Annotated in this window: 24 protein-coding genes; 16 read left to right on the forward strand and 8 right to left on the reverse strand. The window is 64.5% G+C overall.

Going from position 1 to position 23,860, the window contains the following annotated elements; all coding sequences use genetic code 11:
- Positions 1 to 77: 77 nt before the first annotated feature.
- A complete protein-coding gene (pdxY, locus tag AWB79_RS11760) occupies positions 78 to 959 on the reverse strand; it encodes a pyridoxal kinase PdxY (RefSeq protein ID WP_061167606.1) in 882 nt (293 codons plus the stop codon).
- Between the two features lie 479 nt (positions 960 to 1,438).
- Between pdxY and glgC the strand changes: the two genes are divergently transcribed.
- The 4 genes from glgC (at position 1,439) to AWB79_RS11780 (ending at position 6,565) form a co-directional block, all read left to right on the forward strand.
- Positions 1,439 to 2,713 carry a glucose-1-phosphate adenylyltransferase gene (glgC, locus tag AWB79_RS11765; RefSeq protein ID WP_061167607.1) on the forward strand — a complete coding sequence of 425 codons (1,275 nt, stop codon included), beginning with the start codon at positions 1,439 to 1,441 and terminating at the stop codon, positions 2,711 to 2,713.
- A 45-nt stretch (positions 2,714 to 2,758) separates the two neighbouring features.
- Positions 2,759 to 4,222, forward strand: a complete 1,464-nt coding sequence (gene glgA / locus AWB79_RS11770; RefSeq protein ID WP_061167608.1) for a glycogen synthase GlgA — start codon at positions 2,759 to 2,761, stop codon at positions 4,220 to 4,222.
- Positions 4,223 to 4,294: 72 nt separating this feature from the next.
- Positions 4,295 to 5,095 carry an SDR family oxidoreductase gene (locus AWB79_RS11775; protein WP_061167609.1) on the forward strand — a complete coding sequence of 267 codons (801 nt, stop codon included), beginning with the start codon at positions 4,295 to 4,297 and terminating at the stop codon, positions 5,093 to 5,095.
- 33 nt (positions 5,096 to 5,128) lie between these two features.
- Complete coding sequence (locus AWB79_RS11780) at positions 5,129 to 6,565, forward strand: dihydrolipoyl dehydrogenase (RefSeq protein WP_061167610.1); 1,437 nt, start codon at positions 5,129 to 5,131, stop codon at positions 6,563 to 6,565.
- 72 nt (positions 6,566 to 6,637) lie between these two features.
- Here AWB79_RS11780 and AWB79_RS11785 read toward each other — a convergent pair whose 3' ends face one another.
- The 3 genes from AWB79_RS11785 to AWB79_RS11795 form a co-directional block, all read right to left on the reverse strand.
- Entirely contained in the window at positions 6,638 to 6,994 is a 357-nt protein-coding gene (locus AWB79_RS11785; RefSeq protein ID WP_061167820.1) for a hypothetical protein, read from the reverse strand.
- 287 nt (positions 6,995 to 7,281) lie between these two features.
- Positions 7,282 to 8,166 (reverse strand): 3-hydroxyisobutyrate dehydrogenase, encoded by an 885-nt coding sequence (gene mmsB, locus AWB79_RS11790; protein WP_061167611.1) that lies wholly within the window; start codon positions 8,164 to 8,166, stop codon positions 7,282 to 7,284.
- 16 nt (positions 8,167 to 8,182) lie between these two features.
- Positions 8,183 to 9,715 carry a CoA-acylating methylmalonate-semialdehyde dehydrogenase gene (locus AWB79_RS11795; protein WP_061167612.1) on the reverse strand — a complete coding sequence of 511 codons (1,533 nt, stop codon included), beginning with the start codon at positions 9,713 to 9,715 and terminating at the stop codon, positions 8,183 to 8,185.
- A 215-nt stretch (positions 9,716 to 9,930) separates the two neighbouring features.
- On the opposite strand from AWB79_RS11795, the gene AWB79_RS11800 reads away from it, so the two are divergent.
- From AWB79_RS11800 to infA, 6 genes are all read left to right on the forward strand, one after another.
- On the forward strand, positions 9,931 to 10,893 hold the full coding sequence (locus AWB79_RS11800) for a LysR family transcriptional regulator (RefSeq protein WP_061167613.1): 963 nt from the start codon (positions 9,931 to 9,933) through the stop codon (positions 10,891 to 10,893).
- Positions 10,894 to 11,161: 268 nt separating this feature from the next.
- Entirely contained in the window at positions 11,162 to 12,112 is a 951-nt protein-coding gene (locus AWB79_RS11805) for a M23 family metallopeptidase (RefSeq protein ID WP_082862350.1), read from the forward strand.
- Complete coding sequence (locus AWB79_RS11810) at positions 12,099 to 12,464, forward strand: hypothetical protein (protein WP_061167615.1); 366 nt, start codon at positions 12,099 to 12,101, stop codon at positions 12,462 to 12,464. The genes AWB79_RS11805 and AWB79_RS11810 overlap by 14 nt, the downstream gene beginning before the upstream one ends.
- Positions 12,465 to 12,520: 56 nt before the next feature.
- Positions 12,521 to 12,961, forward strand: a complete 441-nt coding sequence (locus AWB79_RS11815) for a bactofilin family protein (RefSeq protein WP_061167616.1) — start codon at positions 12,521 to 12,523, stop codon at positions 12,959 to 12,961.
- 164 nt (positions 12,962 to 13,125) lie between these two features.
- On the forward strand, positions 13,126 to 14,103 hold the full coding sequence (gene corA, locus AWB79_RS11820) for a magnesium/cobalt transporter CorA (RefSeq protein ID WP_061167617.1): 978 nt from the start codon (positions 13,126 to 13,128) through the stop codon (positions 14,101 to 14,103).
- Between the two features lie 514 nt (positions 14,104 to 14,617).
- The gene (gene infA, locus AWB79_RS11830; protein ID WP_061167619.1) at positions 14,618 to 14,884 is read left to right on the forward strand and encodes a translation initiation factor IF-1; all 267 of its coding nucleotides are present in this window, start codon (positions 14,618 to 14,620) and stop codon (positions 14,882 to 14,884) included.
- A 155-nt stretch (positions 14,885 to 15,039) separates the two neighbouring features.
- Here the strand turns inward: infA and AWB79_RS11835 are convergent, their stop codons facing one another.
- From AWB79_RS11835 to zwf, 3 genes are read right to left on the reverse strand one after another with little or no spacing between them, the layout of a single operon-like run.
- On the reverse strand, positions 15,040 to 15,924 hold the full coding sequence (locus tag AWB79_RS11835) for a Cof-type HAD-IIB family hydrolase (RefSeq protein ID WP_061167620.1): 885 nt from the start codon (positions 15,922 to 15,924) through the stop codon (positions 15,040 to 15,042).
- A complete protein-coding gene (locus tag AWB79_RS11840) occupies positions 15,924 to 16,745 on the reverse strand; it encodes an ROK family protein (protein ID WP_061167621.1) in 822 nt (273 codons plus the stop codon). The genes AWB79_RS11835 and AWB79_RS11840 overlap by 1 nt, the downstream gene beginning before the upstream one ends.
- A gap of 36 nt (positions 16,746 to 16,781) precedes the next feature.
- Positions 16,782 to 18,338, reverse strand: a complete 1,557-nt coding sequence (gene zwf, locus AWB79_RS11845; protein ID WP_061167622.1) for a glucose-6-phosphate dehydrogenase — start codon at positions 18,336 to 18,338, stop codon at positions 16,782 to 16,784.
- A gap of 214 nt (positions 18,339 to 18,552) precedes the next feature.
- Here zwf and AWB79_RS11850 point away from each other — a divergent pair, with 214 nt between their 5' ends.
- The 6 genes from AWB79_RS11850 (at position 18,553) to AWB79_RS11875 (ending at position 22,986) form a co-directional block, all read left to right on the forward strand.
- Entirely contained in the window at positions 18,553 to 19,398 is an 846-nt protein-coding gene (locus tag AWB79_RS11850) for an arylamine N-acetyltransferase family protein (protein WP_061167623.1), read from the forward strand.
- Positions 19,399 to 19,440: 42 nt separating this feature from the next.
- The gene (locus AWB79_RS11855) at positions 19,441 to 21,144 is read left to right on the forward strand and encodes a peptidoglycan D,D-transpeptidase FtsI family protein (protein ID WP_061167624.1); all 1,704 of its coding nucleotides are present in this window, start codon (positions 19,441 to 19,443) and stop codon (positions 21,142 to 21,144) included.
- 95 nt (positions 21,145 to 21,239) lie between these two features.
- Positions 21,240 to 21,605: a hypothetical protein gene (locus AWB79_RS11860; RefSeq protein WP_061167625.1), complete on the forward strand. Its 366-nt coding sequence runs from the start codon at positions 21,240 to 21,242 to the stop codon at positions 21,603 to 21,605.
- Between the two features lie 11 nt (positions 21,606 to 21,616).
- Positions 21,617 to 21,904, forward strand: coding sequence for a hypothetical protein (locus tag AWB79_RS11865; protein WP_061167626.1), 288 nt, complete (start codon positions 21,617 to 21,619; stop codon positions 21,902 to 21,904).
- A gap of 251 nt (positions 21,905 to 22,155) precedes the next feature.
- Complete coding sequence (locus tag AWB79_RS11870) at positions 22,156 to 22,467, forward strand: hypothetical protein (protein ID WP_061167627.1); 312 nt, start codon at positions 22,156 to 22,158, stop codon at positions 22,465 to 22,467.
- 186 nt (positions 22,468 to 22,653) lie between these two features.
- Positions 22,654 to 22,986, forward strand: coding sequence for a hypothetical protein (locus tag AWB79_RS11875; RefSeq protein ID WP_061167628.1), 333 nt, complete (start codon positions 22,654 to 22,656; stop codon positions 22,984 to 22,986).
- Between the two features lie 14 nt (positions 22,987 to 23,000).
- Here the strand turns inward: AWB79_RS11875 and AWB79_RS11880 are convergent, their stop codons facing one another.
- Complete coding sequence (locus AWB79_RS11880; RefSeq protein WP_061167629.1) at positions 23,001 to 23,858, reverse strand: formate/nitrite transporter family protein; 858 nt, start codon at positions 23,856 to 23,858, stop codon at positions 23,001 to 23,003.
- Between the last annotated feature and the right edge of the window lie 2 nt (positions 23,859 to 23,860).

The following is a 23,860-nucleotide window of genomic DNA, read 5'->3' on the forward strand; positions in this document are numbered from 1 at the left end:
TCGGTATCGGTCAGATTCATTTTGCCCATGACCTGAATCTGAACACACCTGGGGTGCCAATTCAATGATGCAACGCACTAGAAGCCCTTGACCGTCTCGGAGCCCGTCACGCGGATCGCGGGAAAGCGGTCGATCGGCTTGGCAATCTCGTCCTGCGAAGCCACGATCTCCAGCTCGTAGCGCCCGGCGTCGTAAGTCGCTCTGACCACCGCGTTGACCGCCGCGAGCGTATGTTCGAGCGCATTGCGCATCGAATCGCCCTGCAGCGTGCGCGCGACGAACACCGCGCTCGTCAGATCGCCGACGCCCACCGGCTGGCGCGCGAACGGATAGAGCGGCCGCTGCGCAAACCACGCTTCGCCCGGGCTGACGGCGAGCATGTTGAAGGTATCGGCGCGGCTGTTACGGTCGAGCAGATGCTTCACCAGCACCATGCGCGGTCCGCGAGCGATCACCTCGCGGCACGCATCGACGGCTTCTTCCACCGTTTCGATGGTCCGCCCGGCGAGCTTTTCCAGTTCTACGTGATTCGGCATGAGCGCGTCGGCAATTTCGGGCATCGTCGTGACGAGGAAATCCTCGATGCCGGGCGCGACCGCGCAGCCGCCCGACTGACCCATGACCGGATCGCAGAAAAACAGCGCGCGCGGATTGACGGCCTTCACCATCTTCACGATCTCGACGACCGCGCGGCCCTGCTCCGGTGCGCCGAGGTAACCGGAAAGCACTGCGTTGCAGCGCGCCAGCACGCCGATCGCGCCGATGCCTTCGATCACGTTCTGGAGTTCCTCCGCGTCGAACGCGCTGCCGGTCCAGCGGCCGTATTGCGTGTGATTGGAGAACTGCACGGTGTTGAGCGGCCAGACATTGACGCCGAGACGTCGCATCGGAAAAACCGCCGCGCTGTTGCCCGCATGGCCGAACACCACATGCGATTGAATGCTCAGGACGTTGTTCATGTTCTGATTCCCGATTGATTCCAGGTTGTTCGGTCCGGTGAAACGTTTGGCCGATGCAGCGCAGCGCGAATCCGATCTCGCGCGTAACGCCCTGGCGGGCCACTCCCGGAAGCATGCCGGATTCGAGCATGCTCCGTATTGTGCCGTGGCTCGACGCACTGCGGCATGGCGTGCTCGTTATAAATTTCTCCAAAAGGTCGCGCGCCAGCAACATCAACGCGTGTCCATCGGGCCCGCGGCACGCTCGTGCGTCATTCGGCATGCCACTTGCTCGAGTGAGCGCGCGCATTCCGGACGCCACGCGCGAACACAAGCAAAAAAACGGGCGACTTCAGCACACGAATTCGAACGCGCGCCGGATAATGCTCCATCGGCGGCGCGCGCCGTGCAGGCCGAGCGCACCGGACAGATGGCAAAGGCATACGAGGACGAATCCACGGCAATACATCAATAGTCGCAGGTCAAATCAGGAGGCTGACATGGAGACGTTGTCTAAGAATCGCACCGATTTGCAGAAGTCGACCCTCGCAATCGTCCTCGCCGGCGGGCGCGGCACCCGTCTAGGACCACTCACCGACAAGCGCGTGAAGCCCGCCGTCCACTTCGGCGGCAAGTACCGAATCATCGACTTCGCGCTGTCCAACTGTCTCAACTCCGGCATTCGCCGCATCGCCGTCGTCACGCAATACAAGGCGCATTCGCTCATTCGCCATCTCCAGCGCGGCTGGGGTTTCCTGCGCGGCGAGTTCAACGAGTTCATCGATATCTGGCCGGCGCAGCAGCGCGTCGATTCGAGCTGGTATCGCGGCACCGCCGACGCCGTGTATCAGAACCTGGACATCGTCCGTTCGATCGGGCCGGAGTTCGTCATCGTGCTGGCGGGCGATCACATCTACAAGATGGATTACACCCGCATGGTGCTCGATCACGTGGAGAGCGGCGCGGACTGCACGGTCGGCTGCATCGAGGTGCCGCGCATGGACGCGGTCGCGTTCGGCGTGATGCATGTCGATGAAAACCGCCGCGTCACCGATTTTCTGGAGAAGCCCGCCGATCCGCCCGCCATGCCGGGCAAGCCGGACGTCGCGCTCGCGAGCATGGGCATCTACGTGTTCAGCGCGAAATATCTCTACGAGATGCTGCAGGAAAACATCGAGACGTCGAACACGGACCACGACTTCGGCAAGGACATCATTCCGCGCGTCGTGACGACCGGCAAGGCGATCGCGCATCCGTTCGGCATGTCGTGCGTCACCTCGTCGAGCGACCCGGAAGCGCCCGCGTACTGGCGCGATGTCGGCACGGTCGACGCCTACTGGTCCGCCAATCTCGATCTCGCCTCGACCATTCCCGAGCTCGATTTGTACGATCGCAAGTGGCCGATCTGGACGAATCAGGAGCAGTTGCCGCCCGGCAAGTTCGTGCGCGATCTGAACGGCCAGCAAGGCGCGATCACGAATCTGCTGGTCTGCGGCGGCTGCGTCATTTCGGGATCGCAGGTGTCGAAGTCGGTGTTTTCATCGGCGGTGCGGGTGCACTCGTTCTGTAACATCAATGAGGCAGTCTTGTTGCCGCAGGTGACGATCGGACCGAGCTGCCGGCTGCAGAAGGTCGTGATCGACCGGGGCTGCACGGTGCCCGAAGGACTCGTGGTGGGCGAAGATCCGGACGACGACGCCGCGCGCTTCTTCCGCACGGAGTCCGGCGTGACGCTGATCACGCGCGATGCGCTCGCTCGGATCGGACAGCGCTAGAAGCGCTCGCGCTGCTCACAACAACACCAATCGACGGGAGCGCCGATGACCGTATGCGTGCTGCATGCCGCTGCAGAAATGTTTCCGCTGTTGAAAACCGGCGGCCTCGCCGACGTGGTGGGCGCATTGCCGCCCGCGCAATCGCAACTCGGCACGAACGCGCGCGTCGTGCTGCCGGGCTTTCCGGCGGTGACGGCGGGCCTCGACGATCTGCAGCCCGTCGCCGATCTCGGCCACGCATTCGGCGTGGGCAGCGTGCGGCTCGAGCGCGGCGTGCTGGCGCCGCACGGCGTGGTCGTGTACGTGGTGCGCTGCGATCCGTTTTACGATCGGCCGGGCAATCCCTATCTCGACGGCGCCCATCGCTCGTATGCGGATAACGACCGCCGCTTCGCGCTGCTCGGCTGGGCCGCGGCGCGCATCGCGACGGGCGCCGATCCGGCGTGGAAGCCGCACATCGTGCACGCGCACGACTGGCACGCGGGCCTCGCGCCGGCGTATCTGCGAGCGTTCCAGCGCAGTGGCGCGGCGAAGGTCGCGAGCGTGATGACCGTGCACAACCTCGCGTATCAGGGCACGTTCCCCGCGTCGGAATTCGGCGTGCTGCAACTGCCGGGCGATTTCTACGCGGTGGAAGGCGTGGAGTTCTACGGCCACGTTTCCTTCCTGAAGGCGGGCCTGTACTACGCCGACCGCATCACGACCGTCAGTCCGACCTACGCGCGGGAAATCCAGACCCAGGCGCACGGGGCTGGGTTGCACGGCCTCTTGCAGACGCGCACGCACGACATCACCGGCATTCTGAACGGCGTCGACTATTCGATCTGGAGCCCGACGGTCGACGACGCCATCGCGTCGAAGTACACGGTGTCGAAAATGTCGGGCAAGTCGAAATGCAAGACCGCGCTGCAGGAGCGCATGGGCCTCGCGCGCGACGACGACGCCCTGCTCTTCGGCGTCGTCAGCCGTCTGACCGAGCAGAAAGGCCTCGACCTGTTGCTCTCGGCCGTGCCCGATATCGTGCAGCGCGGCGGCCAGCTCGTCGTGCTCGGCACCGGCGACCCGGCGCTCGAAACCGGCATGAAGAACGCGGCGGCGGCGCATCCGGGCGCGGTCGCGGTCGAACTGGGCTTCGACGAGACGCTGTCGCATTCGATCATCGCGGGAAGCGACGTCGTCATGGTGCCCTCGCGCTTCGAGCCGTGCGGCCTCACGCAGTTGTACGCGCTGGCGTACGGCGCGCCGCCGCTGGTGCATCGCGTGGGCGGGCTCGCGGATACGGTTGTCGATTCGTCGCTCGAAAATCTCGCCGACGACCTCGCCACCGGTTTCGTCTTCGATACCTTCGACCGCGCCGGGATCGTCGGCGCGATCCGGCGCGCGTTCGCGCTGAAGGCGCGGCGCTCCGAGTGGAAGGCCGTGGTCAAGCGCGCGATGGGCCGCAACTTCGGCTGGGAAGCCGCTGCGCTCGCGTATTCGGAGGTTTATCAGGGGCTGGGAGCGCACTGAGCGTCGCCGATTTGTCGCTTTTTGCGGGCGCGCGCCTTGCTCCGGCAAAAGACGATCTAAACGGAAACGCACATGCACAAACCCCTCGCAGGCCAGATCGCGCTCGTGACGGGCGCGAGTTCGGGCATCGGCACGGGCGTGGCGCAAGCGCTCGCCGATGCGGGCGCGCACGTCGCCATCAACTATCACTCGCACGCGGAACCCGCGGAAAAGCTCGCCGCGGCGATCACCGCGAAAGGCGGAGAGGCGTTCGCAGTGGGCGCGGATGTGTCCGATGAAGCGCAGACCGACGCGATGTTCGATGCCGTCGTGAAGCGCTACGGCACCGTCGATATCGTCGTCGCGAATTCCGGGTTGCAAAAGGACGCGAAATTCACCGCGCTCACGCTCGCCGACTGGAAGACGGTCATCGACACCAATCTCACCGGGCAATTTCTCACGGCGCAGCGTGCGGTGCGCGAGTTCGAGCGGCGCGGCATGCGCGAAGTGTCAAAGGCGCTCGGCAAGATCATCTGCATGAGTTCCGTGCACGAGCTGATTCCGTGGGCCGGACACGTGAACTACGCGGCGTCCAAGGGCGGCATCCAGATGATGATGAAAACCATCGCGCAGGAAGTGGCGCCGCTGCGCATTCGCGTGAACGGCATCGCGCCGGGCGCGATCCGCACGCCGATCAACCGGGACGCGTGGGACTCGCAGGACAAGCTCGACAAGCTGCTGACGCTGGTGCCTTACGGGCGCATCGGCGAGGTCGAGGATATTGGCCGCGCGGCGGTCTGGCTCGCCTCGGACGAGAGCGATTACGTCGTCGGCACCACGCTGTTCGTCGATGGCGGCATGGCGCTCTATCCGGCATTCGCGGACAACGGCTGAGCGCGCCGCGATCATCAAATAACAGGAACAAAGATGAGGGAAATCGGAGTGGATGTCGCCGTGATCGGCGCGGGCACGGCGGGCCTGGCCGCGCTTCGCGCGGCGCGGCTCGCGGGCGCGAGCGCGGTTCTGATCGAAAGCGGCGAGCTGGGAACAACCTGCGCGCGCGTCGGCTGCATGCCGTCCAAGCTGCTGCTCGCGGCGGCGAACGGTCTGCATGACGCGCGATCGCTCGCGGCGCGCGGCATCGAGGGCACGCATGCGCTCGAGGCCAATTACGCACAGGTGCTCGACTACGTGCGGCGCGAACGCGATTACTTCGTCAAGGGCGTGATCGAGGAAATCGATGCACTGCCGGCCGGTTTGCTGCTGCGCGGCGAGGCGCGCTTCGAAGCGCCGACGCGGCTGCTGGTAGGCGACGATACGCGGGTCGAGTCGAAGCGCGTCGTGATCGCGACCGGCGCGGGGCCACGCGTGCCCGACGAGCTGAAGGTGTTCGGCGACAAGCTCATCACGAGCGACGATCTCTTCGAGCTGCGCACGTTGCCGAAGCGCATCGCGGTGTTCGGCGCGGGGCCGATCGCGCTGGAGCTCGGACAGGCGCTGGCGCGGCTCGACGTCGAAATCTTCATGTTCGGCAAGGGCGGCAGCGTGGCGGCGCTGACCGATACGCCCGTGCGCGATACGCTCGCCGCCGCCCTTGCCGACGAGTTCCATTTCGATCCCGATGCGAAGTTCGACGCCATGTCGCTGGAAGACGGCGCGCCTACGCTGCGCTTCAAATCAGCCGATGGCGAAGCGCAGGTCGAGCGCTTCGATCTCGTGCTCGCCGCCACCGGTCGCGCCCCGAATCTCGCGCCGCTCGCGCTGGAAAACGCAGGCATCGAACTAAACGAAAAGGGCGTGCCGCTCTTCGACGAAACCACGATGCAGTGCGGCAAAAGCGGCATTTTCATCGCGGGCGATTGCGACGGCACCCGGCCCTGGCTGCACGACGCCGCCGACGAAGGCAAGCTCGCCGGCGACAATGCCGCGCGCTTTCCCAACGTGCAGTCGATGAAGCGCAAGGTGGCGTTCTCGATCGTGTTCAGCGAGCCGCAGGTGGCGATCGTCGGCGCGTCCTACGACAAGCTCGACCGCCAGATGACCGTGACCGGCGAAGCATCGTTCGAGAACCAGGGGCGCAGCCGCGTGATGCGGCAGAATCGCGGCCTGCTGCACGTCTATGCCGACGCAAAAACCAGCAAGCTGCGCGGCGCGCAAGGCTGCGGTCCCGCGATGGAACACATCGGGCATTTGCTCGCGTGGGCACTGCAACTCGAACTGACGCTGGATGAAGCGCTCAAGCTGCCGTTTTATCATCCGGTGGTGGAAGAAGGCTTGCGCAGCGCACTGAAGGACGCGGACCGCAAGTGCTACGAAGAGCGTTCGGAAACGCCGCCCGCGCTGCCGGCCGCGGCGGGCTGCTGAAAAAACAAAAACGCCGGTTGCAGTAGCAACCGGCGTTCGTCTTTGAGTCGAGCCAGAAAGAGCCGCTATGTTTTAGCTCCCGCTCAGACCATATTGCAGCGCGAGGTCGAAACCCAGCACCACTAAAGAGCAGAAGATACCGAGCGACAGGTTAGCCAGCCGATGGCCGACGTCCTTGTGCTTCGTCAGCACGGCGCCCGCGAGGAACGCGATTTCCACGATGATCTGCATGCAAAACACGGCAATCATCAACGCGAACTCATAACCCATCGAGTGGAAGTTCATGAAGTTGAAGCCGTTTACCGCGACCCAGGACCCTACTCGCCAAGCTTCGTATGCCAATAGCAGCAACGGGAAGAAATAGCTGGCTACATAAGTCGGCACCGTGGCGTGCCGCAATTCCATATTTAAGTGTCGTGTTACTTGCATCGCGTACTCCTCATCTGATTGCCCGAAGACGACGGGCGTTCTACCAGCACCGTGGCGCAACCGGAGCGTTCGAATTGAACGGCAGACGGGCGTCGTGCTTTTAGAATAGGACAATTTTTTGGAAAGCGAATCATCGTATTCCCGATGCCCTTAACCACTAAGGGATTACGCGATGCATTGTGCAGTGCAGCTTAATAAAGCAGTTATAACCGAGCCCTTAATTCGGCACGCACGTGCCTGTCATGCGCATGCCGAATTAATACCTTATTTGATTTCTTTTACAGGCTTCAGTTCTTCGCGTACAGCTTGATAATGCCTGAAAAATCGAGCCCGCCGTGGCCCTGCTGACTCATCGACTGATACATTTGTTGTGCCAGCGCGCCCATGAAAACCGGCTGCTTCGCACCGCGCGCCGCATCGACGGCGAGACCCAGATCCTTGAGCATCAGATCCGCGCCGAAGCCGCCCGAGTAACCGCGCGATGCCGGCGCCGTTTCCACGATGCCCGGATAGGGATTACACGTATCCGAACTCCAGCAGCGCCCCGTCGACGTATTGATGATGCTCGCCAGCTTCGTCGGATCGATGCCGAGCGTTTCGCCGAGCTTCATCGCTTCGGCGACGCCAATCATGGAAATCCCCAACAGCAGGTTATTGCAGATCTTCGCGATCTGACCCGTGCCGGTTTCGCCGCAGCGCACCATGTTCTTGCCCATGCCGGAGAGCACCGGACGCAGCGTTTCGAACAACGCCTCGTCCGCGCCGACCATGAAGGTCAGCGTGCCCGCCTGCGCGCCGACGACGCCGCCCGACACCGGCGCATCCGCGAACGGATTGCCGTGCTTCGCGGCCGCCTCGCCAACCAGCTTCGCGGTCGCCGGATCGATCGTGCTGCTGTCCACGAGCGGCACGCCGGACGCGACGCCCGCGAGCACGCCGTCGTCGTTCAGATAGACCGCCTTTACGTGCTGCGCCGCAGGCAGCATCGTGATGACGACTTCCGCGCCTTCGGCCGCCGCGCGCGGCGACGCGGCGAGCGTCGCGCCCGCCGCCTTCGCGGCATCGAGCGCGGCGGGCACGAGATCGAACGCGTTGAGCGCGTGACCCGCCTTCAGCAGATTGGCGGCCATCGGGCCACCCATGTGGCCCAGGCCGATAAAACCGATCTTCATCGCCGTCTCCCCGTTCTTATTTCAACGCAATGGTCGTGTTGACGCCGTCGTTCACGGTGGCGTCGTCGAACCAGCGCGCGGTGACCGTTTTCGTCTGCGTGTAGAACTGCACGACCTGCTTGCCATACGGCCCGAGATCGCCGAGCTTCGAGCCGCGCGAGCCGGTGAAGCTGAACGCGGGCACCGGCACCGGAATCGGAATGTTGATGCCCACCTGGCCGATGTCGATCTCGCTCTGGAACTTGCGCGCCGCCGCGCCGCTTTGCGTGAAGAGCCCGACGCCGTTGCCCATCGGATTGCGGTTGACGAGCGCGATGGCGTCGTCGAGCGTCTCGGCTTCCACGCAGCACAGCACCGGGCCGAAGATTTCGGTCTTGTAGATCGACATGTCGGTATCGACGTTCGTGAAGATCGTCGGGCCGATGAAGTTGCCGCTCTCGTAGCCCTTCACGTCGATGCCGCGCCCATCCAGCGCGAGCGTCGCGCCCTCTTCCACGCCTTGGCCGATCAGCCCGAGGATGCGCTCCTTCGCCACCTTCGACACGACCGGCCCCACGTCCGTATTCGGCTCCGTGCCGCCGTTGACCTTGAGCGTCTTCGCCTTCTCGACCAGTTCAGGCACCCAGTCCTTCGACGCGCCCACGAACACCGCCACCGAGGTCGCCATGCAGCGCTGCCCCGCCGCGCCAAAACCCGCGCCGGCGAGCGCGTTGAGCGTCTGCTCCTTGTTGGCGTCGGGCAATACGACGGCGTGATTTTTCGCGCCCATCATCGATTGCACGCGCTTGCCGTGCTGGCTCGCGAGGTTGTAGACGTGCGTGCCGACGGCCGTCGAGCCGACGAACGAGATCGCCTTGATGTCCGGATGCGTGCAGATCGCGTCGACCACTTTCTTGCCGCCGTGCACGACGTTCAGCACGCCCGCCGGTACGCCCGCTTCGATTGCGAGCTCGACCAGTTCCATCGTCGAAAGCGGGTCCTGCTCGGACGGTTTCAGCACGAAAGTGTTGCCGCAGACGATCGCCATCGGGAACATCCACAGCGGGATCATCGCGGGGAAATTGAACGGCGTGATGCCCGCGCATACGCCGATCGGCTGACGCAGCGTGTACGTATCGACGCCGCCCGCGACGTTCTCGGAGAATTCGCCCTGCTGCAGCGTGCTGATCGAGCACGCGTGCTCGACCACTTCGAGACCGCGGAAGATGTCGCCTTCTGCATCCGCGAGCGTCTTGCCTTGCTCCGCCGTGAGCGTCTGCGCGATGCGCTTCTGGTTCTGACGCACGAGGTCCTGGAACTTGAGCATCAGGCGCATGCGCGCGCCGAGCGGCGTCGTGCGCCAGGTCTGAAAGGCCTTCTGGGCTGCGGCGACGGCGGCGTTCACTTCGTCCATCGTCGCGAACGGCACGCGGCCGACCACTTCCTGCGTCGCCGGATTGACGATGTCGCGCCACTCCGCCGTCTTCGAGTCGACGAACTGACCGTCGATGAGCAGTTTGGCCGTGCGGACGGACGCACTCTGCGCCGGATGTTCAGCAGCGATATTCACGAGTCACTCCTTGTGGATGAATTGTGGACTTGCGGGAGGGAGGAAAGACGGAGGCGCGACGGAAGCGCCTGAGCGGCGCCGAGAGGAAAAGGCATGCTGTCTCCGTCTTATAGGAAATCGGCCGGCGCTTTGGCAGGCTCGTTCTCTTGAGTATAGTTATGCAAAAGTCCATCATGGCACTATAAAAATACCCGATCGATATGCAAAAACACGCCATGCAAAACCCCGGCAAGCTCGACCTCGCCCGGCTCAACTGGGACGATCTGCGCTTCTTCCTCGAAGTCGCCCGCACACAGCGCGCGAGCGGCGCGGCCAAGCGCCTGGGCGTCGATTACACGACCGTCGCGCGGCGCGTACGCGCGCTGGAGGACGCGCTCGGCACCCTTCTGTTCGACAAGTCGCGCAGCGGCGGATTCATTCTCACCGCCGAGGGTCAGCGCCTGCTCGGTTACGTCGACTCGATCGAGACCACCGTGCAGTCCGCCACCGAACAGATCGCCAATACGGGCCACGCGCTGTCGGGGCACGTGCGCGTCGGCTCGACGGAAGGTTTTGGCTGCTTCTTTCTCGCGCCGCAACTCGCGCGCTTTCAGGACGCGCATCCGAACATTTCCATCGACTTGCTGCCGGTACCGCATTTCGTGAGCCTGTCCAAGCGCGAAGCCGATATCGCCGTGACGCTCGAACGTCCCGAGCAGGGGCAGTACGTCTACACGAAGCTATGCGAATACCGCCTCAAGCTATACGCGACCGCCGAGTATCTGGAAGCACATCCGCCGATCCGCACGACCGACGACCTGCGCCAGCACCGTTTCGCGAGCTATATCGACGATCTCGCCTTCAGCTACGAGCTGCTGTATCTGGAACGCGCGGTGCCGGGCGCGGTGTCGCGCTGGCGCAGCACGAGCGCGATCGCGCAATACTTCGCCGCGCTCCAGGGCCGGGCGCTGGCGATCCTGCCGTGCTTCATGACCTCGCCCGATCCGCGTTTCGTGCCGGTGCTGCCCGATGAGATCGTGGTGACGCGCGCTTTCTTTCTGTCCTGCCGCGAGGACTTGCGCAAGCTGAAGCGCATCACGGCCGTATGGGATTACCTGCGCGCCGCCGCCGAGGCGAACCGCGCCTTCCTGATGGGCGACGGCACTCAGATGAGCTGGGTCGACGTCAAGTCTTCCTGATCTTTTATGACACAAATATCGGGGCAAACTGGGCGACGACTCTCGCCACACAATTTGACGCGAAAGTTTTCGTGTAATTTTGCTTCGATGTACTGTCGAAACGTCATTCATGAATGAGGCCTGCGGCATAATCGCCGACCAGTTTCATTGCATGGCCGCGCAAACGCGCGGCGCACTCCAACTCCGTGATTTTCTTTAGTCTTTTTCCCGCCGGCCTGCCACGCCGCGCCGCGCGCTGATGGCGTTCGTCATCTGGTCACGGCGGACCATGTCCCGCCAGCGAATCCGCTACGTCGAGGCACGCACGGCGCGCACGGTGGCGATCATCGGCGGCATCACGCTGCTTATCGCCGCGCTCGCGCTAGGCGTCGCGATCGGCACGGTGTTCGCCCGCAGCCATCTCGGCGAGGAACAGGCGCTGCTGTCGCGCCGCTCGTATGAGATCGAGGAGCTGGGCCGTATCCACGCCGCGCTGATCGAGCTCGCGCCGCGCGTGGCGGGACTGTCGGCGCAAGTCGGCGAGCTGCGCGATTTCGACGAACATCTGAAGGCCGCGCGCGGCACGCGCGCCGCGTCGGGTGTGCACGACGTGCCGCCGCTGCCCGACGGTCAGGAGCCTGCCGCGGCGCTGGACGGCGCGGGCGGACCTGAAATGCCGCCGCGCCTGTGCGATATCGAGCGCATGGCCGACGGCTCGCCGCGACAGCGTCTCAAAGGCACGCAGCAGGTCATCCGCTGCCTGAACGACACCGTGTCGGAACTGCAAGGCCGCACGCTCGCGCACTATGCGTCGTATATGGCGTTTCCCGGCCGCGATCCCGCGCCCGCCGCGCGCAACGGCTCGCCCTACGGCAATCGCCTCGATCCGTTCACAGGCCGCCTGAGCTTTCATCCCGGCGCCGATCTCGTCGCGCCGACCGGAACGCCGATCTTCGCGAGCGGCGGCGGCCGCGTCGTGCAGGCGGGCGAGCGCAACGGCTACGGCAATTCCGTCGATATTCGTCACAGCGACGGTCTCGTCACGCGCTACGGCCATGCGTCGCGCATTCTCGTGCACACCGGCGACTACGTGATGCCCGGACAGGAAATCGCGGAAATCGGCTCTACAGGCCGCTCCACGGGGCCGCATCTGCACTTCGAAGTGATCGTCGACGGCGCGCAGATCAATCCTTCGTCCTATCTCATGCTTTTCGGACGCAAACGACATGCGCAAGGTTGATTCGAAGCGGCGCTCGCTGCAACTCACGCGGCAGTCCTACGCGCTCACGCCGAGGCGCGGCGCGGGCATCTGGATCGGCGTCGGCGCCGCGGTGTGCGCGGCGCTGGCGCTCGGTGCGGCGGGCTTCGCGCTCAAACGCTCGCACGAAGACGTGCGCAAGCTCGACGCGCTGTGTGCCCCGCCCGTCTCCGAGCAAAAGCTGCGCGATGAGCTTGCGCACGCGCGGCTCGCGCTCGAACAGGAAGCGGCGACGCGCACTTCGCTCGAGCAGCGCGTGTCGCAGGCAGCGGCCGAAAACGCGCGCCTTCAGACCGATCTCGCTTTCCTCAGGCAGCAGCACAAATCCGATTGAGCCGCGCGCTTCACTCGACTCCTCAAGCAACTCTTCACCGCATCAAAAGTTCCAACATGTTCCGATCGAAGAAAGACCCCGGCCAGATCAAGATGGCCAAGCTCGCGACGCTCGTCGCGCATAACGTCCATATTTCGGGCGATCTCGAATTCAGCGAAGGTCTGCGCATGGACGGCCAGGTCACCGGCAATGTGGCCGGCCGCCCCGGCGAGGAAACGCTGCTCGTCGTGAGCGATCAGGGTGCGATTCGAGGCAACGTCAGCGCCTATGACGTGATCATCAATGGCTGCATTACCGGTGACGTGACGGTCGCGCATTTCGTCGAACTTCAGTCCAATGCACGCGTCCTGGGCAACATTTACTATCAGCAGTTGCGCATGGATATCGGCGCGACGGTCGAAGGCAAGCTGACCAAACTCGACACGCAATCGACCCAGGCCGCGCTGCCCGCGCCGGCCGCGCGCATCGAACACGGCGCGGATCTCGCCACGAGCTGAAGCGCGAAAGCTCATGACGTTGCCCGAACGTTCGTTGGCAACGTCGCGCGTGTGCGGCTAAGATTCGTGGGTTGCGGCTACGCGCGCGCCCTCGCGAATCACGCGACTTCGAGCGCCCATCGACGCGTGGCCGGTGTCATCCGGACATATAAAAAGGGCGCCCCATGCTGGTCAATTGCGCGGCTTATCAAAACGGCCGAAAGCTCGCGGACGTGCAAATCGACGATATCAACGCATATCGCGATCTGCCCGACTCTTTCATTTGGGTTGCGCTGAAGGAGCCCGGTCCCGGCGAGCTCGCGCACATGACGCAACAGTTCGGGCTGCACGAACTGGCGGTCGAGGATGCGCAGCACGGTCATCAGCGGCCGAAGATCGAGGAGTACGGCGATTCGCTGTTCGCGGTCTTCCACACCGTCGAGTTCGACGACGAAGGCGAAGTGCTGGTCGGCGAGATGAACGTGTTCGTCGGCAAGAACTATGTGCTCTCGGTACGCAATCGCACGACGCAAGGCTTTCAGGAAGTGCGCAAGCGCTGCGAACGCGAGCCGCATCTGCTCAAGCACGGGCCGGCGTTCGTCATGTACGCGCTGCTCGATGCGGTCGTCGATCGCTACTTCCCCGTGCTGGAGACGCTCGGCGCGGAAGTGGACGAAGTGGAGGAACGCATCTTCGAGCAGAAGGGTTCAGTGGAATCGCGCGAGATCATCGAGGATCTGTACTCGCTCAAGCGCCGCATGACCATTCTTCAGCATCACACCGCGCCCTTGCTCGAAGCCGTCAGCAAACTGTATGGCGGACGCTCGCCGGGCGTGTGCTCGGGCATGCAGGAGTATTTCCGCGACGTGTACGACCATCTGCTGCGCATCGTGAAGACCATCGAGGGACGGCGCGAAATGATCGTCACGGCGATTCAGGTGAACCTCGGCCTGATCGCGCTCGCGGAAAGCGAAGTGACCAAGCGTCTGGGCTCGTTCGCCGCGCTGTTCGCCGTGCCGACGATGATCGCCGGCATCTACGGCATGAACTTCAAGTCGATACCGGAGCTGGACTGGGTCTACGGCTATCCGACCTGTCTGGCCGTGATGCTGCTGGTCGATGTGCTGCTTTATTACCGTTTCAAGAAGGCCGGATGGCTGTAGCGGATCTGTAGCAGAAATGTCCCTTTCTGGAACCTTCCGGCGAAATTCGTTGTCTAATCAATCGATTTGCGCGAGAATAACGGCTGGGCTTGCAAAATCGGCCTTCAGACCGCACATGACGTAAGCGCAGGCAAGCGCGCTTGCAGCCGCAGAATTACCGCAGCATCGTCGCTTTTTCGTCGCTGTTTTCCGTTTCAACCCGCACGTCGGCTTCGCCGTTCGCCGATGTCGCCGTCCCGGTCATGCCGGCCACGGTGCGCCGCCTCCGCGGTGCGCAGGTCGTCCGGCCTATGCCGTCAAGCTCACGACGAGCCTGAAAGAGAGACGCGGCGCGCTCCATGCACGTTTCATCGTGCCGGAACGTGCCAGGCCGCGCTTTGCATCGCTTCTTAACTTTTCAGCGACGATGCCTTCGCGCAGCGCCGCGCGGCCTGCATTGGCCTGGCCCCTTGCCCGGGAAGGCGCGATGCACGCGCGCAGCAGCACCCATTACAACTCATTACAGGAGCCCTACATGGCGAAAGAAGAACTCATCGAACTCGACGGCATCGTTGACGAAGTGCTTCCCGACAGCCGCTATCGCGTGACGCTGGACAACGGCGTCGTCGTGGGCGCGTACGCCTCGGGCCGCATGCGCAAGAATCATATCCGGATTCTCGCCGGCGACCGCGTGACGCTGGAACTGTCGGTGTACGACCTGACCAAGGGACGCATCAACTTCCGTCACAAGGACGAGCGCGCGAGCGGCGGAGCACCGCGTGCGCCGATGCGCCGCCGTTGATGCAGCACCGTTTCGAACGCATTTGAAGTTGTTGGCGTGAGCCCGGACCGCAGCCCACGCTTTTCAACCCACTAGCGGACCACTGAACTTCGACGCTGCCGCACGCCAATGCCCGGCTGCGCCACGCGTCGATGTCCCGTTCCCTCCGGAAGCGCTCAGGCCGCGCCACGCGCCGCCAGCAGCGCCTCGATGCCGATCGCGAAACCGTCCTCGTCGTTGTTCTTCGAGACCAGGCTCGCGTGACGCTGCACGGTTTCCGACGCCTGCCCCATCGCGATCGATACACCCGCGATCTCGAACATCGCCATGTCGTTGCCCATGTCGCCGAGCACGGCCACGCGCCCGAGCGGCACGTTCGCGATGCGCGCCAGCTCGCGCACGGCGGTGCCCTTGTTGGCCTCGATGCTCGTCACGTCGAGGTAATACGTCTGCGAGCGCGCCGCATGGCCGCGCCCTTCCAGTTCCCTCTGCAAGCCGCTTTCCACGCGGGCGAGCAATTCCGTATCCGCCGTCGAACCGACGATCTTGTCGACCGCGTCGAGATCGATGTCGTCGAAGCGCGTGACGCGCACGCCTTCGTAGCCCACGGTGCGCGTTTCGAGCGGCACGTAGGTCGCGTCGGGATTGGTCAGATACCAGTTATCGTCGATGAACACCCACACATCCACCTTCGCCGCCGCGAGCGCTTCGAGCGAAGTCTGCACGACCTCGCGCGGCAACTTGTGCGACGACAGCACTTCCCACGTCTTCGGCCGCACCAGACTGCCGCCGTTGTACGACGCGTAAGGCATGTCGATGCCGAGCGCCTCGACGATATGCCGCATGCCCTTGCCCGGCCGGCTGCTCGCCACGGTGAAGCGCACGCCGGCCTGTTGCAGACGGCGCACCGCGTCGATCGCTGGCTGGCCCAGCGCCTTGTCGGTGTAGAGCAGCGTGCCGTCACAATCGGTGACGACGAGTTCCACGCGCGCGAGCGCATCGAAGGCAGCGGCGCCGTCGCCGGTGGCGCTGTGCAGGCCGTATTTGCCGTCGTCAGCCATCAGTGCGCTCCTTCCCGCTGATTGAAGTGCGGCAACTGCCGCGTCTCGCGCACCGAACGCGGATGCCACAGCCGCGCGCCGCCTTCGATACCCGCCGCGTTATCCACGATCGTCACGTTCTCCGGCAGCTTGAACTTGATGTGCGCCGCGTTGCCGCCGCCGATCCAAAGCTTGTCGTAGTTCACGAGCGTCGCGAGAATGCCGATGATCTTCTCCACGCGCCGGCTCCAGCGTTTCTTGCCTGCCTTCTCGCGCGCCGCGTTGCCGATGTACTCGTCGTAGGTCTTGTCCTTCGCGACCGGATGATGCGCGAGCTCCAGATGCGGCATCAGCTCGCCATCGCGAAAGAGCGCGGTGCCCGCGCCGGTGCCGAGCGTGAGCACCATTTCGATGCCGCGCCCTTCGATCGCCGCGAGCCCCTGCATTTCGGCGTCGTTGATCATGCGCGCGGGCACGCCGCCCAGATGCTCCGCGATCAGTTGCGCGAGCGGCACGCCGCGCCACGCCGGCGTGCCGAGATTCGGCGCGGTCAGCACCACGTTGTCGCGCACCACGCCCGGAAAGCCGATCGAGATATGCGTCGGCGGCTCCGCGACAATCGGCTTGATCAGTTCGACGAGCGTTGCGATCACGACGTCCGGCTTGGCCGGATGCGGCGTCGCCACGCGCACGCGCTCGCTCTTCATCTGGCCGTCTTCGGAAATGACGGCCGCCTTCAACCCCGTTCCGCCGATATCGATCGCGAGAATGCGCTCGGCCGTGATCGCGAGCTTGTCCGCGCTCACGTGGGTCTTCTGCTTGGTTCTGGATTCCGTGCTCACGCTATGTGTCCTTATGCCGGATGATGCGGGATGGGTTCAGTCCTTCTTTTGCGGGTCGCTCAGCGAGCGCCACGCGTGGCCGTCCTGCGCCAGCAGCTCGTCCGCCGCCGCAGGTCCCGCGCTGCCCGCGGCATAGCCGTGCACGTCGAGCGGGCTGTCCGGATGCAGCACGCGATCCACCGCGGCCCACGCCGTCTCGATGCTGTCCGCGCGCTGGAACAGCGTTGCGTCGCCGAGCATGCAGTCGTAGAGCAGCGTCTCGTAGCCGACATTCGCGCGCTCCTTGAAGAAATCGGCGTAGTCGAACTTCGAACGCACTTTGCCGATCTGCATGAGCGGGCCGGGCACCTTCACGTTGAAGTCGAAGCCCGTGCCGTGTGTCGGATCGATGCGTAGCGTGAACACGTTCGGCGTGAGAGCGTCGACCGGCGTGTCGCGGAACATCAGGAACGGCACGGCCTTCAGTTGCACGGAAATTTCCGTGCGCCGCTCCGTCAGTCGCTTGCCGGTGCGCAGATAGAAAGGCACGCCCGCCCAGCGCCAGTTCTCCACATAGACGCGCGCCGCCGCATAGGTTTCGGTGCGGCTGTTCTTGTCGACGCCCGGCTCGTCCCGGTAACCCGGTCCCGCCGGCCCGGCTTCGTACTGGCCGAGCACCACGTCCTGGGCCGTGAGCGGCCGGATCGCGTCGAAGACTTCGGCCTTGCGGTCGCGCACGGATTCGGCGTCGAAGGAATTGGGCGGCTCCATCGCGACCATGCCCAGCAGTTGGAACAGGTGATTCGGCAGCATGTCGCGGAACGCGCCGGTCTGCTCGTAGAACCTGCCGCGCCCTTCCACGCCGATGGTCTCCGCCGCCGTGATCTGCACGTTGACGATGTACTCGCGCCGCCAGACCGGTTCGAACATCGCGTTGGCGAAGCGCACGGCGAGAATGCTCTGCACCGTGTCCTTGCCGAGAAAATGGTCGATCCGATAAGCCTGGGACTCGTCCGCATACTTGAGAATGCAGCCGTTGAGCGCTTTCGCCGACGCCAGATCGGTGCCGAACGGCTTTTCGATCACGAGGCGTTTGAAGTTGCCGTCCTTTTCTTCGAGCAGCCCCGCCGCGCCGAGATGCTCGATGATCGGCTGGAAGAAGCGCGCGCCCACCGCGAGATAGAACACCACATTGCCCGACTTCGCCTTTTCGAGCCGCGCCTTCAGCCGCGCGAAGGTCTCGTCTTCCTCGAATTCGCCCGGAAAGTATTCGAGGCGCTGCAAGACCCAGTTCCACGCGTCCTCGTTCAGTTGCGAGGTGTGAAAGGTCGCGGCCTTGTCGGCGGCGAACTTGCGCAGCGACTCGGTAAGCTCGTTGCGCCAGTCGGAGGTCTCGCGCTCACCGTGATTCACGCCGATGATTTCCATGCTGTCGTCGAGCAGCTTGTCGGCCGACAGGTTGTACAGCGACGGCATCAGGAGCCGTTTGGTGAGATCGCCGCCGGCCCCGAAGATCACGAGCGTGCATGGCGGCGCGGGGTGCTTGCCGGCGCAGGTCTCGCTGGCCGGGGTCGCTGCGTTCGACTGATTCGCTTCTTTCGATTCTTTCGGCATGGCGTGTCGCCCCTTGTCTGTTGCGCTGAATCTGGAAAGACCCCCGGCGGTGCGGCACAGTTCATTTCGACGCCGCGCCAACGTCTTGCGCGCGCAGAACGTATGCTTTTTGTAATTTTTAACCTTTCGTGTCGTAAAATGTCCGCACCCGTGACAGCATTCCGCCAGCTCTGACGGACTTTACGACGTCGAACACCCGGGCCGGACCTCGCTCATGAACGCACACGACACTTTCATCGATCTGAACGCATACTTCGCACGCATCGGCTTCGCGGGACCCGCGCGTCCCGAACCCACGCTCGACACGCTGCGTGCGCTGCATCTGCTGCATCCCCAGGCCATCCCCTTCGAGAATCTCGACGTGCTGCTGGGCCGTCCGGTGAAGCTCGATCTTGCGTCGATCCAGCACAAGCTCGTGACCGCACGGCGCGGCGGCTATTGCTTCGAACATAACCGGCTCCTGCGCAGCGTACTGCAGACGCTCGGCTTTCGCGTGCGCAGTTTCGCGGGCCGCGTGTTGTGGGGCCGCGAAGCCGCCGAGATGCCGGGGCGCTCGCACATGCTGCTGCTCGTCGATCTCGACGAAGGCACCTGGCTCGCGGATGTCGGCTTCGGCGGCATGACGCTCTCCGCGCCGCTCGCGCTCGAAACCGGCCTCGAACAGATCACGCCGCACGGCGCCTTCCGTCTCGACGACGCCGGCGGCGAGCCGCGCAGTTACGTGCTGCAGGCGCTCGTGAACGGCAGCTTCACGCCGGTGTATCGCTTCGACCTCGACCCGCAGTATGACGCCGACTACGAAATGGCGAACCATTTCGTGTCCACTCATCCGGAGTCGATCTTCGTGAACAACCTGCTGGCCGCGCGACTCGCGCCGGGCAAGCGCTTCGGCCTCCTCAACCGGCGACTGCACGTGCATCACACGCACGACGAAGGCGCGGCGAGCGAATCGCGCGACCTGAGCAGCGTGGACGAACTGCGCCGCGTGCTCGAAACCGAAATCGGCATTCGTCTGCCGGAAGCCCTCGCTCTCGATGCCGCCCTCGCGCGCCTTCCCTGAGCACGGAAACCCGGCACAACCTAGCTTAATCACACGACCACGATGTTCAAGAAGAAGACGCGCGGCGGCAGCGATTTCCACACGCATCATCGAAGCACGATGCTCGCCCACTCGTTGCCGGCGTGGCGCTCGCGCCTCGTCGTCATCGGCGTGACGGCGGCCTTCATGGCGCTCGCCGGACGCGCGCTGTGGGTGCAGGTGATCGACCACAAGTTCTACGTGGTCGAAGGTCAGAAGCGCTATCAGCGCACGCTGGCGCTCTCGGCGACGCGCGGACGCATCGTCGATCGCAACGGCGCGATGCTCGCGGTGAGTCTCGCCACCTACGAGGTCTGGGCGACGCCGAAGCTCTTCGACGGCGATCATGGCAACGAGATCGCGCGCCTGCTCGTTATGCCGCCGAAAGATTTTCAGCGCCGTATCGACGGAAATCGCGCTTTCGTGCTGCTCAAACGTCAGGTGGAAGCGGAAACCGCCGAGCGCATCGCGACCATCGGGCGTGCGGGCATCACGCTCGTGCCGGACACGAAGCGCTTCTACCCGGAGGGCGAATCGGCGGCGCACGTGGTCGGCTTCACCAACAACGAGGATCACGGTCAGGAAGGCGTCGAACTCGCCGCCGACATGCGCCTGACGGGCGAAGCCGGCCAGCGCGAAGTGATCCGCGACCGGCTCGGGCGCGTGGTGTCGCAGATCGGCGAGCCGGCGATGCCGCAAAACGGCGAGACAATTCAACTGACGATCGACCGGCGCATCCAGCAGCTCGCGCATTCGCAGCTGAAGGCCGCGATCGCGAAGCACAAGGCGCGCGCGGGCAGCGTGGTCGTGCTCGATGCGAAGAACGGCGAAGTGCTCGCGCTCGCCAACTATCCGAGCTTCGATCCCAACGACCGCACACGGCTGACCGGCGAGCAGTTGCGCAACCGCGCCCTCACCGACACCTTCGAACCCGGTTCGACCATCAAGCCGCTGGTCGCCGCCCTTTCGATCGATCTCGGGAAAGTGCGGCCGGACACACGCATCGATACCGGGCCGGGGACGCTCAAAATCGGTCCGAACGTGATCCACGATACGTCGAATCACGGCGTCATCACCGTGTCGCAGGCGGTGCAGATGTCGAGCAACATCGCGCTCACGAAGCTGGCGCTGCAGCTTCCCGCGCAGACCATCTGGGACAAATATCGCGAATACGGCATTGGCCGCGCGCCCGAGCTGACCTTTCCGGGCGCGGCGACCGGACGTCTGCGCGCGCCCGAGCGCTGGAAGCCGATCGAGCAGGCGACCATGGCTTACGGCTACGGTTTGTCCCTTTCGCTGCTGCAGATCGCGCAGGTCTACACCGCCTATGCCGGCGACGGCCGCCTTCACGCAGCCACGCTGATCCAGGGCGAGACGCGCCGCGAGCCGCTCCAGGTCACCAAGCCCACGACGGCGAGCGCCGTGCGCAACATGCTCGAAATGGCGACCGGCGACCACGGCACCGGTCGCGCGGCGACGGTCGAGGGCTATCGCGTCGGCGGCAAGACCGGCACCGCCCGCAAGCAGATCGGGCGCTCCTACGCGGCGAACAAGTACCGCGCGTCGTTCGTCGGCATCGCGCCGATGAGCGATCCGCGCGTGATCGTCGCCGTGATGATCGACGAGCCGACGGGCGGCACTTACTACGGTGGCACGGTCGCCGGACCGGTGTTCTCGGGCATTGTCGGCGGCACGCTGCCGCTGCTGGGCGTGCCGCCCGACGCGTGAGCGACAGGCGCGCCTGGGCCCGGACCTTGCTGCGCGAATCTGGACTTGTGCTCTAATGTCGAGTTCGACCGAGAGTGATCCAGACGGAACAGACCATGAGAAAACTCGCCGCGGCCCTCGCGCTGCCCCTGCTCTTCGCCGCCTGCGCCCAGTTTCACAACGAGGACGCCGGTCAGCCCGAAGTCGAGAAGTCGTCGACCGCGAACAAGGTGAACGGCATCGTGCAATGCATCACCGACGAAGCGAAGAAACACGACGCACAGTATCAGCAGACGAACATCCCGCAAGGCGTGATGCTGGAATTCGGCGACTCGAACGTGATCAAGGTCCGTTACGACAACGGCGAAACCACGTATCGCTTTTATCCGGGCAAGCGGCACCCGTCGAACCTGTGGATCGAGGGCGCGGGCAAGAAGTGCGCGCCCGCGGACGCGACCGCGCACGACGAACCACAGAAATAAGCTGAAAAGACATGCGCTCGACCAAAGCCATCAGCGCCGTCGAACGGCTCAAAACGCGCAGCGGCAATGCGAACTACGCGGCGGTCGGCATGCCCGGCGGCCTCTTCTATCTCGTCGAGCGCTTCACGGAAGGCTCGAAGAAGCTCTCCGAGCCGCTGCCGATGGACGAGTTCGTCGCCCTCGTCAACGCGCGCGAGCCGGCCAAGCCGCGCAAGGTCAGCAAGCTCGATCTCGCCATGGAAGAGCAGATCGGCCGCAGCGGTGCGCGGCGCGCAAAAGCGCCGGAAGGCGAAGCCTAGTCGCCTCTATATCGGCAGCCCCACATTCCTCCGACCCCAATGTGCGATGACAGACGGAGCCATCCGCCTCGCCTTGCGTACATTTTTGTTAACGATCGAACCCGCTGAGACGGGACACGATCGGTCATCCGAAGAAAAGAGCAAGGGCCGCCCGCGACGGTTCAAAAATAGCGCGGGTGAACGGGGTGCCTGGACGGCGTGCGAATCCGAGGTCTGGATCACGCGCCGCACGGCCGAGAGGAAGACCACAGATGAACAAGAAAAAAAGCGAGACCAAGGGCAGCCTTTTGCCCTCGGCATTGGCTGATGTCGAGCTTCAGCATATCGAGCGCGCGGTCGCGCAGCTTCGCACGATGCACAATCAGTCCTCCTCCGGGACACTCAATGTCGAATACTGGCGCGAGCGGCTTGCGGCCGTCGTGAAGGGCTACGCGCTGGTGCCCGCGCAGAAGCAGCGCGTCGAGGCGTTGCGCATTGCGCTCAATGCCGTCGACAACGGCCCGCGCGACGGCTCCGGCAGCCGCAGGAGGACGACCAACAGGCTTTGGGCGAAAGCGGCCTGACCACCGCTTTCGCCACTCGCGCCCAGCGCGCGATTCCTCGTGCACGCCGGCCCCTCGTGACGAACCGGGCGCGCAACGTTCAGTGGCCTCACGACGATTCATCGCGCGCGGCGAAACGCGCAAGCCCGTTCCGCCGGGCACCGTTCCTGCTCGAAAGCTAGTCTTTCGATCATGCCGGGAGTCGCCATGTCCACACCTCGTCACGAGCACGCGCGCGGCCGGCGTCGAACCGGGTCGCTGGTCGCGGGTGCGATGCTCGCCAGCGTTATCGCCGTGTTCAGCACCTTTGGCGTCGCGCAGATCACGAACGGTGGCGGAGCCGAAGGTCAGGATAATCGCCAGTCGGATTCGAGTTCACGCGCCGAGCCGTCCGGCACCACGATGCATGAATCGCAAAAACCGCAGTCGAAGGATGCGGCCCGGGGGCGCGCCGCCACCGCCGGCAAGAATCACCAGCCGAACGGCAGCGGCGGCTTCGATAACGGCCTCTACGGCACGGGCGCGGGGAGCAACAAGTAAGGCCGCGCCGCGCGTCAGTTGCCGCGCTCTCGCGGGGTGCTCGTGATTTCCGGCGCGATCGCCGCATGATTGACGATCGCGACCAGCGACACGCCGCCTATCACGTTGCCGATCAGCGTCGGCACGAAGAACACGAGGAAGTAGTCGGAGACGCTCGCCGCGCCGGTCATCACCGCGTAGGCGGCTTCGACCGAGCCGGCGATCACGTGCGTGAGCTTGCTCACGGCGACCGTGTACGTGACGAGCAGAATCGTCAACAGCCGTCCCGAGCGGGCGCTCGGCAGCAGCCACACCATCAGCGCGATCAGCCAGCCGGAGAACACGCCGCGCACCATGGTCACGCCGAAGTCGGCGGACAGCGGCGTCATCGCGACGCGGGCGAGCGCGTGCGTCACCTCGGGCGAGAACACGCCGCGAATTTGCAGGATCGCCGCGAAGATCGCCGTGCCGACGAGATTGAAAAACAGCACGATCGCCCAGAGCCGCAGCGCCTTGACGAGCGTCGCGAGATCGCGCCGCGTGAGCACGGGCAGCACGGCGGTGAGCGTGCTTTCGGTGAAAAGCTGCTGGCGGCCCAGAATCACGAACACGAAGCCGATGGTGTAGCCGAAGCTCGCGATCAGTCCGCGCCACGGCGCAGCGGGAAGCGCGCTTTCGAGAATCGACTGGACCAGAAACGAAAAACCCATCGACAGGCCGGCGGCGAGCGCGGACGACATCAGCGCGAAAAAGGTGCGCTCCATCGCGACCTCGCCTTCCTCGCGCACGATTTCATGAATCACGAGCGGATGCGGCGCGGAGTGTTCGGCGGCCTGCTCCTGCTCGGCGCTATCGAGATGCGGAGAGTCCGCTCCGGCTTGCGGCTCGTTCATGA

Source organism: Caballeronia hypogeia (assembly GCF_001544875.2).
GTDB lineage: Bacteria > Pseudomonadota > Gammaproteobacteria > Burkholderiales > Burkholderiaceae > Caballeronia > Caballeronia hypogeia.

Coding starts and splice junctions, on each gene's coding strand:
- pdxY (WP_061167606.1), bottom strand. CDS start 959: ATGAACAACGTCCTGAGCATTCAATCGCATGTGGTGTTCGGCCATGCG.
- glgC (WP_061167607.1), top strand. CDS start 1,439: ATGGAGACGTTGTCTAAGAATCGCACCGATTTGCAGAAGTCGACCCTC.
- glgA (WP_061167608.1), top strand. CDS start 2,759: ATGACCGTATGCGTGCTGCATGCCGCTGCAGAAATGTTTCCGCTGTTG.
- AWB79_RS11775 (WP_061167609.1), top strand. CDS start 4,295: ATGCACAAACCCCTCGCAGGCCAGATCGCGCTCGTGACGGGCGCGAGT.
- AWB79_RS11780 (WP_061167610.1), top strand. CDS start 5,129: ATGAGGGAAATCGGAGTGGATGTCGCCGTGATCGGCGCGGGCACGGCG.
- AWB79_RS11785 (WP_061167820.1), bottom strand. CDS start 6,994: ATGCAAGTAACACGACACTTAAATATGGAATTGCGGCACGCCACGGTG.
- mmsB (WP_061167611.1), bottom strand. CDS start 8,166: ATGAAGATCGGTTTTATCGGCCTGGGCCACATGGGTGGCCCGATGGCC.
- AWB79_RS11800 (WP_061167613.1), top strand. CDS start 9,931: ATGCAAAACCCCGGCAAGCTCGACCTCGCCCGGCTCAACTGGGACGAT.
- AWB79_RS11805 (WP_082862350.1), top strand. CDS start 11,162: ATGTCCCGCCAGCGAATCCGCTACGTCGAGGCACGCACGGCGCGCACG.
- AWB79_RS11810 (WP_061167615.1), top strand. CDS start 12,099: ATGCGCAAGGTTGATTCGAAGCGGCGCTCGCTGCAACTCACGCGGCAG.
- AWB79_RS11815 (WP_061167616.1), top strand. CDS start 12,521: ATGTTCCGATCGAAGAAAGACCCCGGCCAGATCAAGATGGCCAAGCTC.
- corA (WP_061167617.1), top strand. CDS start 13,126: ATGCTGGTCAATTGCGCGGCTTATCAAAACGGCCGAAAGCTCGCGGAC.
- infA (WP_061167619.1), top strand. CDS start 14,618: ATGGCGAAAGAAGAACTCATCGAACTCGACGGCATCGTTGACGAAGTG.
- AWB79_RS11835 (WP_061167620.1), bottom strand. CDS start 15,924: ATGGCTGACGACGGCAAATACGGCCTGCACAGCGCCACCGGCGACGGC.
- zwf (WP_061167622.1), bottom strand. CDS start 18,338: ATGCCGAAAGAATCGAAAGAAGCGAATCAGTCGAACGCAGCGACCCCG.
- AWB79_RS11850 (WP_061167623.1), top strand. CDS start 18,553: ATGAACGCACACGACACTTTCATCGATCTGAACGCATACTTCGCACGC.
- AWB79_RS11855 (WP_061167624.1), top strand. CDS start 19,441: ATGTTCAAGAAGAAGACGCGCGGCGGCAGCGATTTCCACACGCATCAT.
- AWB79_RS11860 (WP_061167625.1), top strand. CDS start 21,240: ATGAGAAAACTCGCCGCGGCCCTCGCGCTGCCCCTGCTCTTCGCCGCC.
- AWB79_RS11865 (WP_061167626.1), top strand. CDS start 21,617: ATGCGCTCGACCAAAGCCATCAGCGCCGTCGAACGGCTCAAAACGCGC.
- AWB79_RS11870 (WP_061167627.1), top strand. CDS start 22,156: ATGAACAAGAAAAAAAGCGAGACCAAGGGCAGCCTTTTGCCCTCGGCA.
- AWB79_RS11875 (WP_061167628.1), top strand. CDS start 22,654: ATGTCCACACCTCGTCACGAGCACGCGCGCGGCCGGCGTCGAACCGGG.
- AWB79_RS11880 (WP_061167629.1), bottom strand. CDS start 23,858: ATGAACGAGCCGCAAGCCGGAGCGGACTCTCCGCATCTCGATAGCGCC.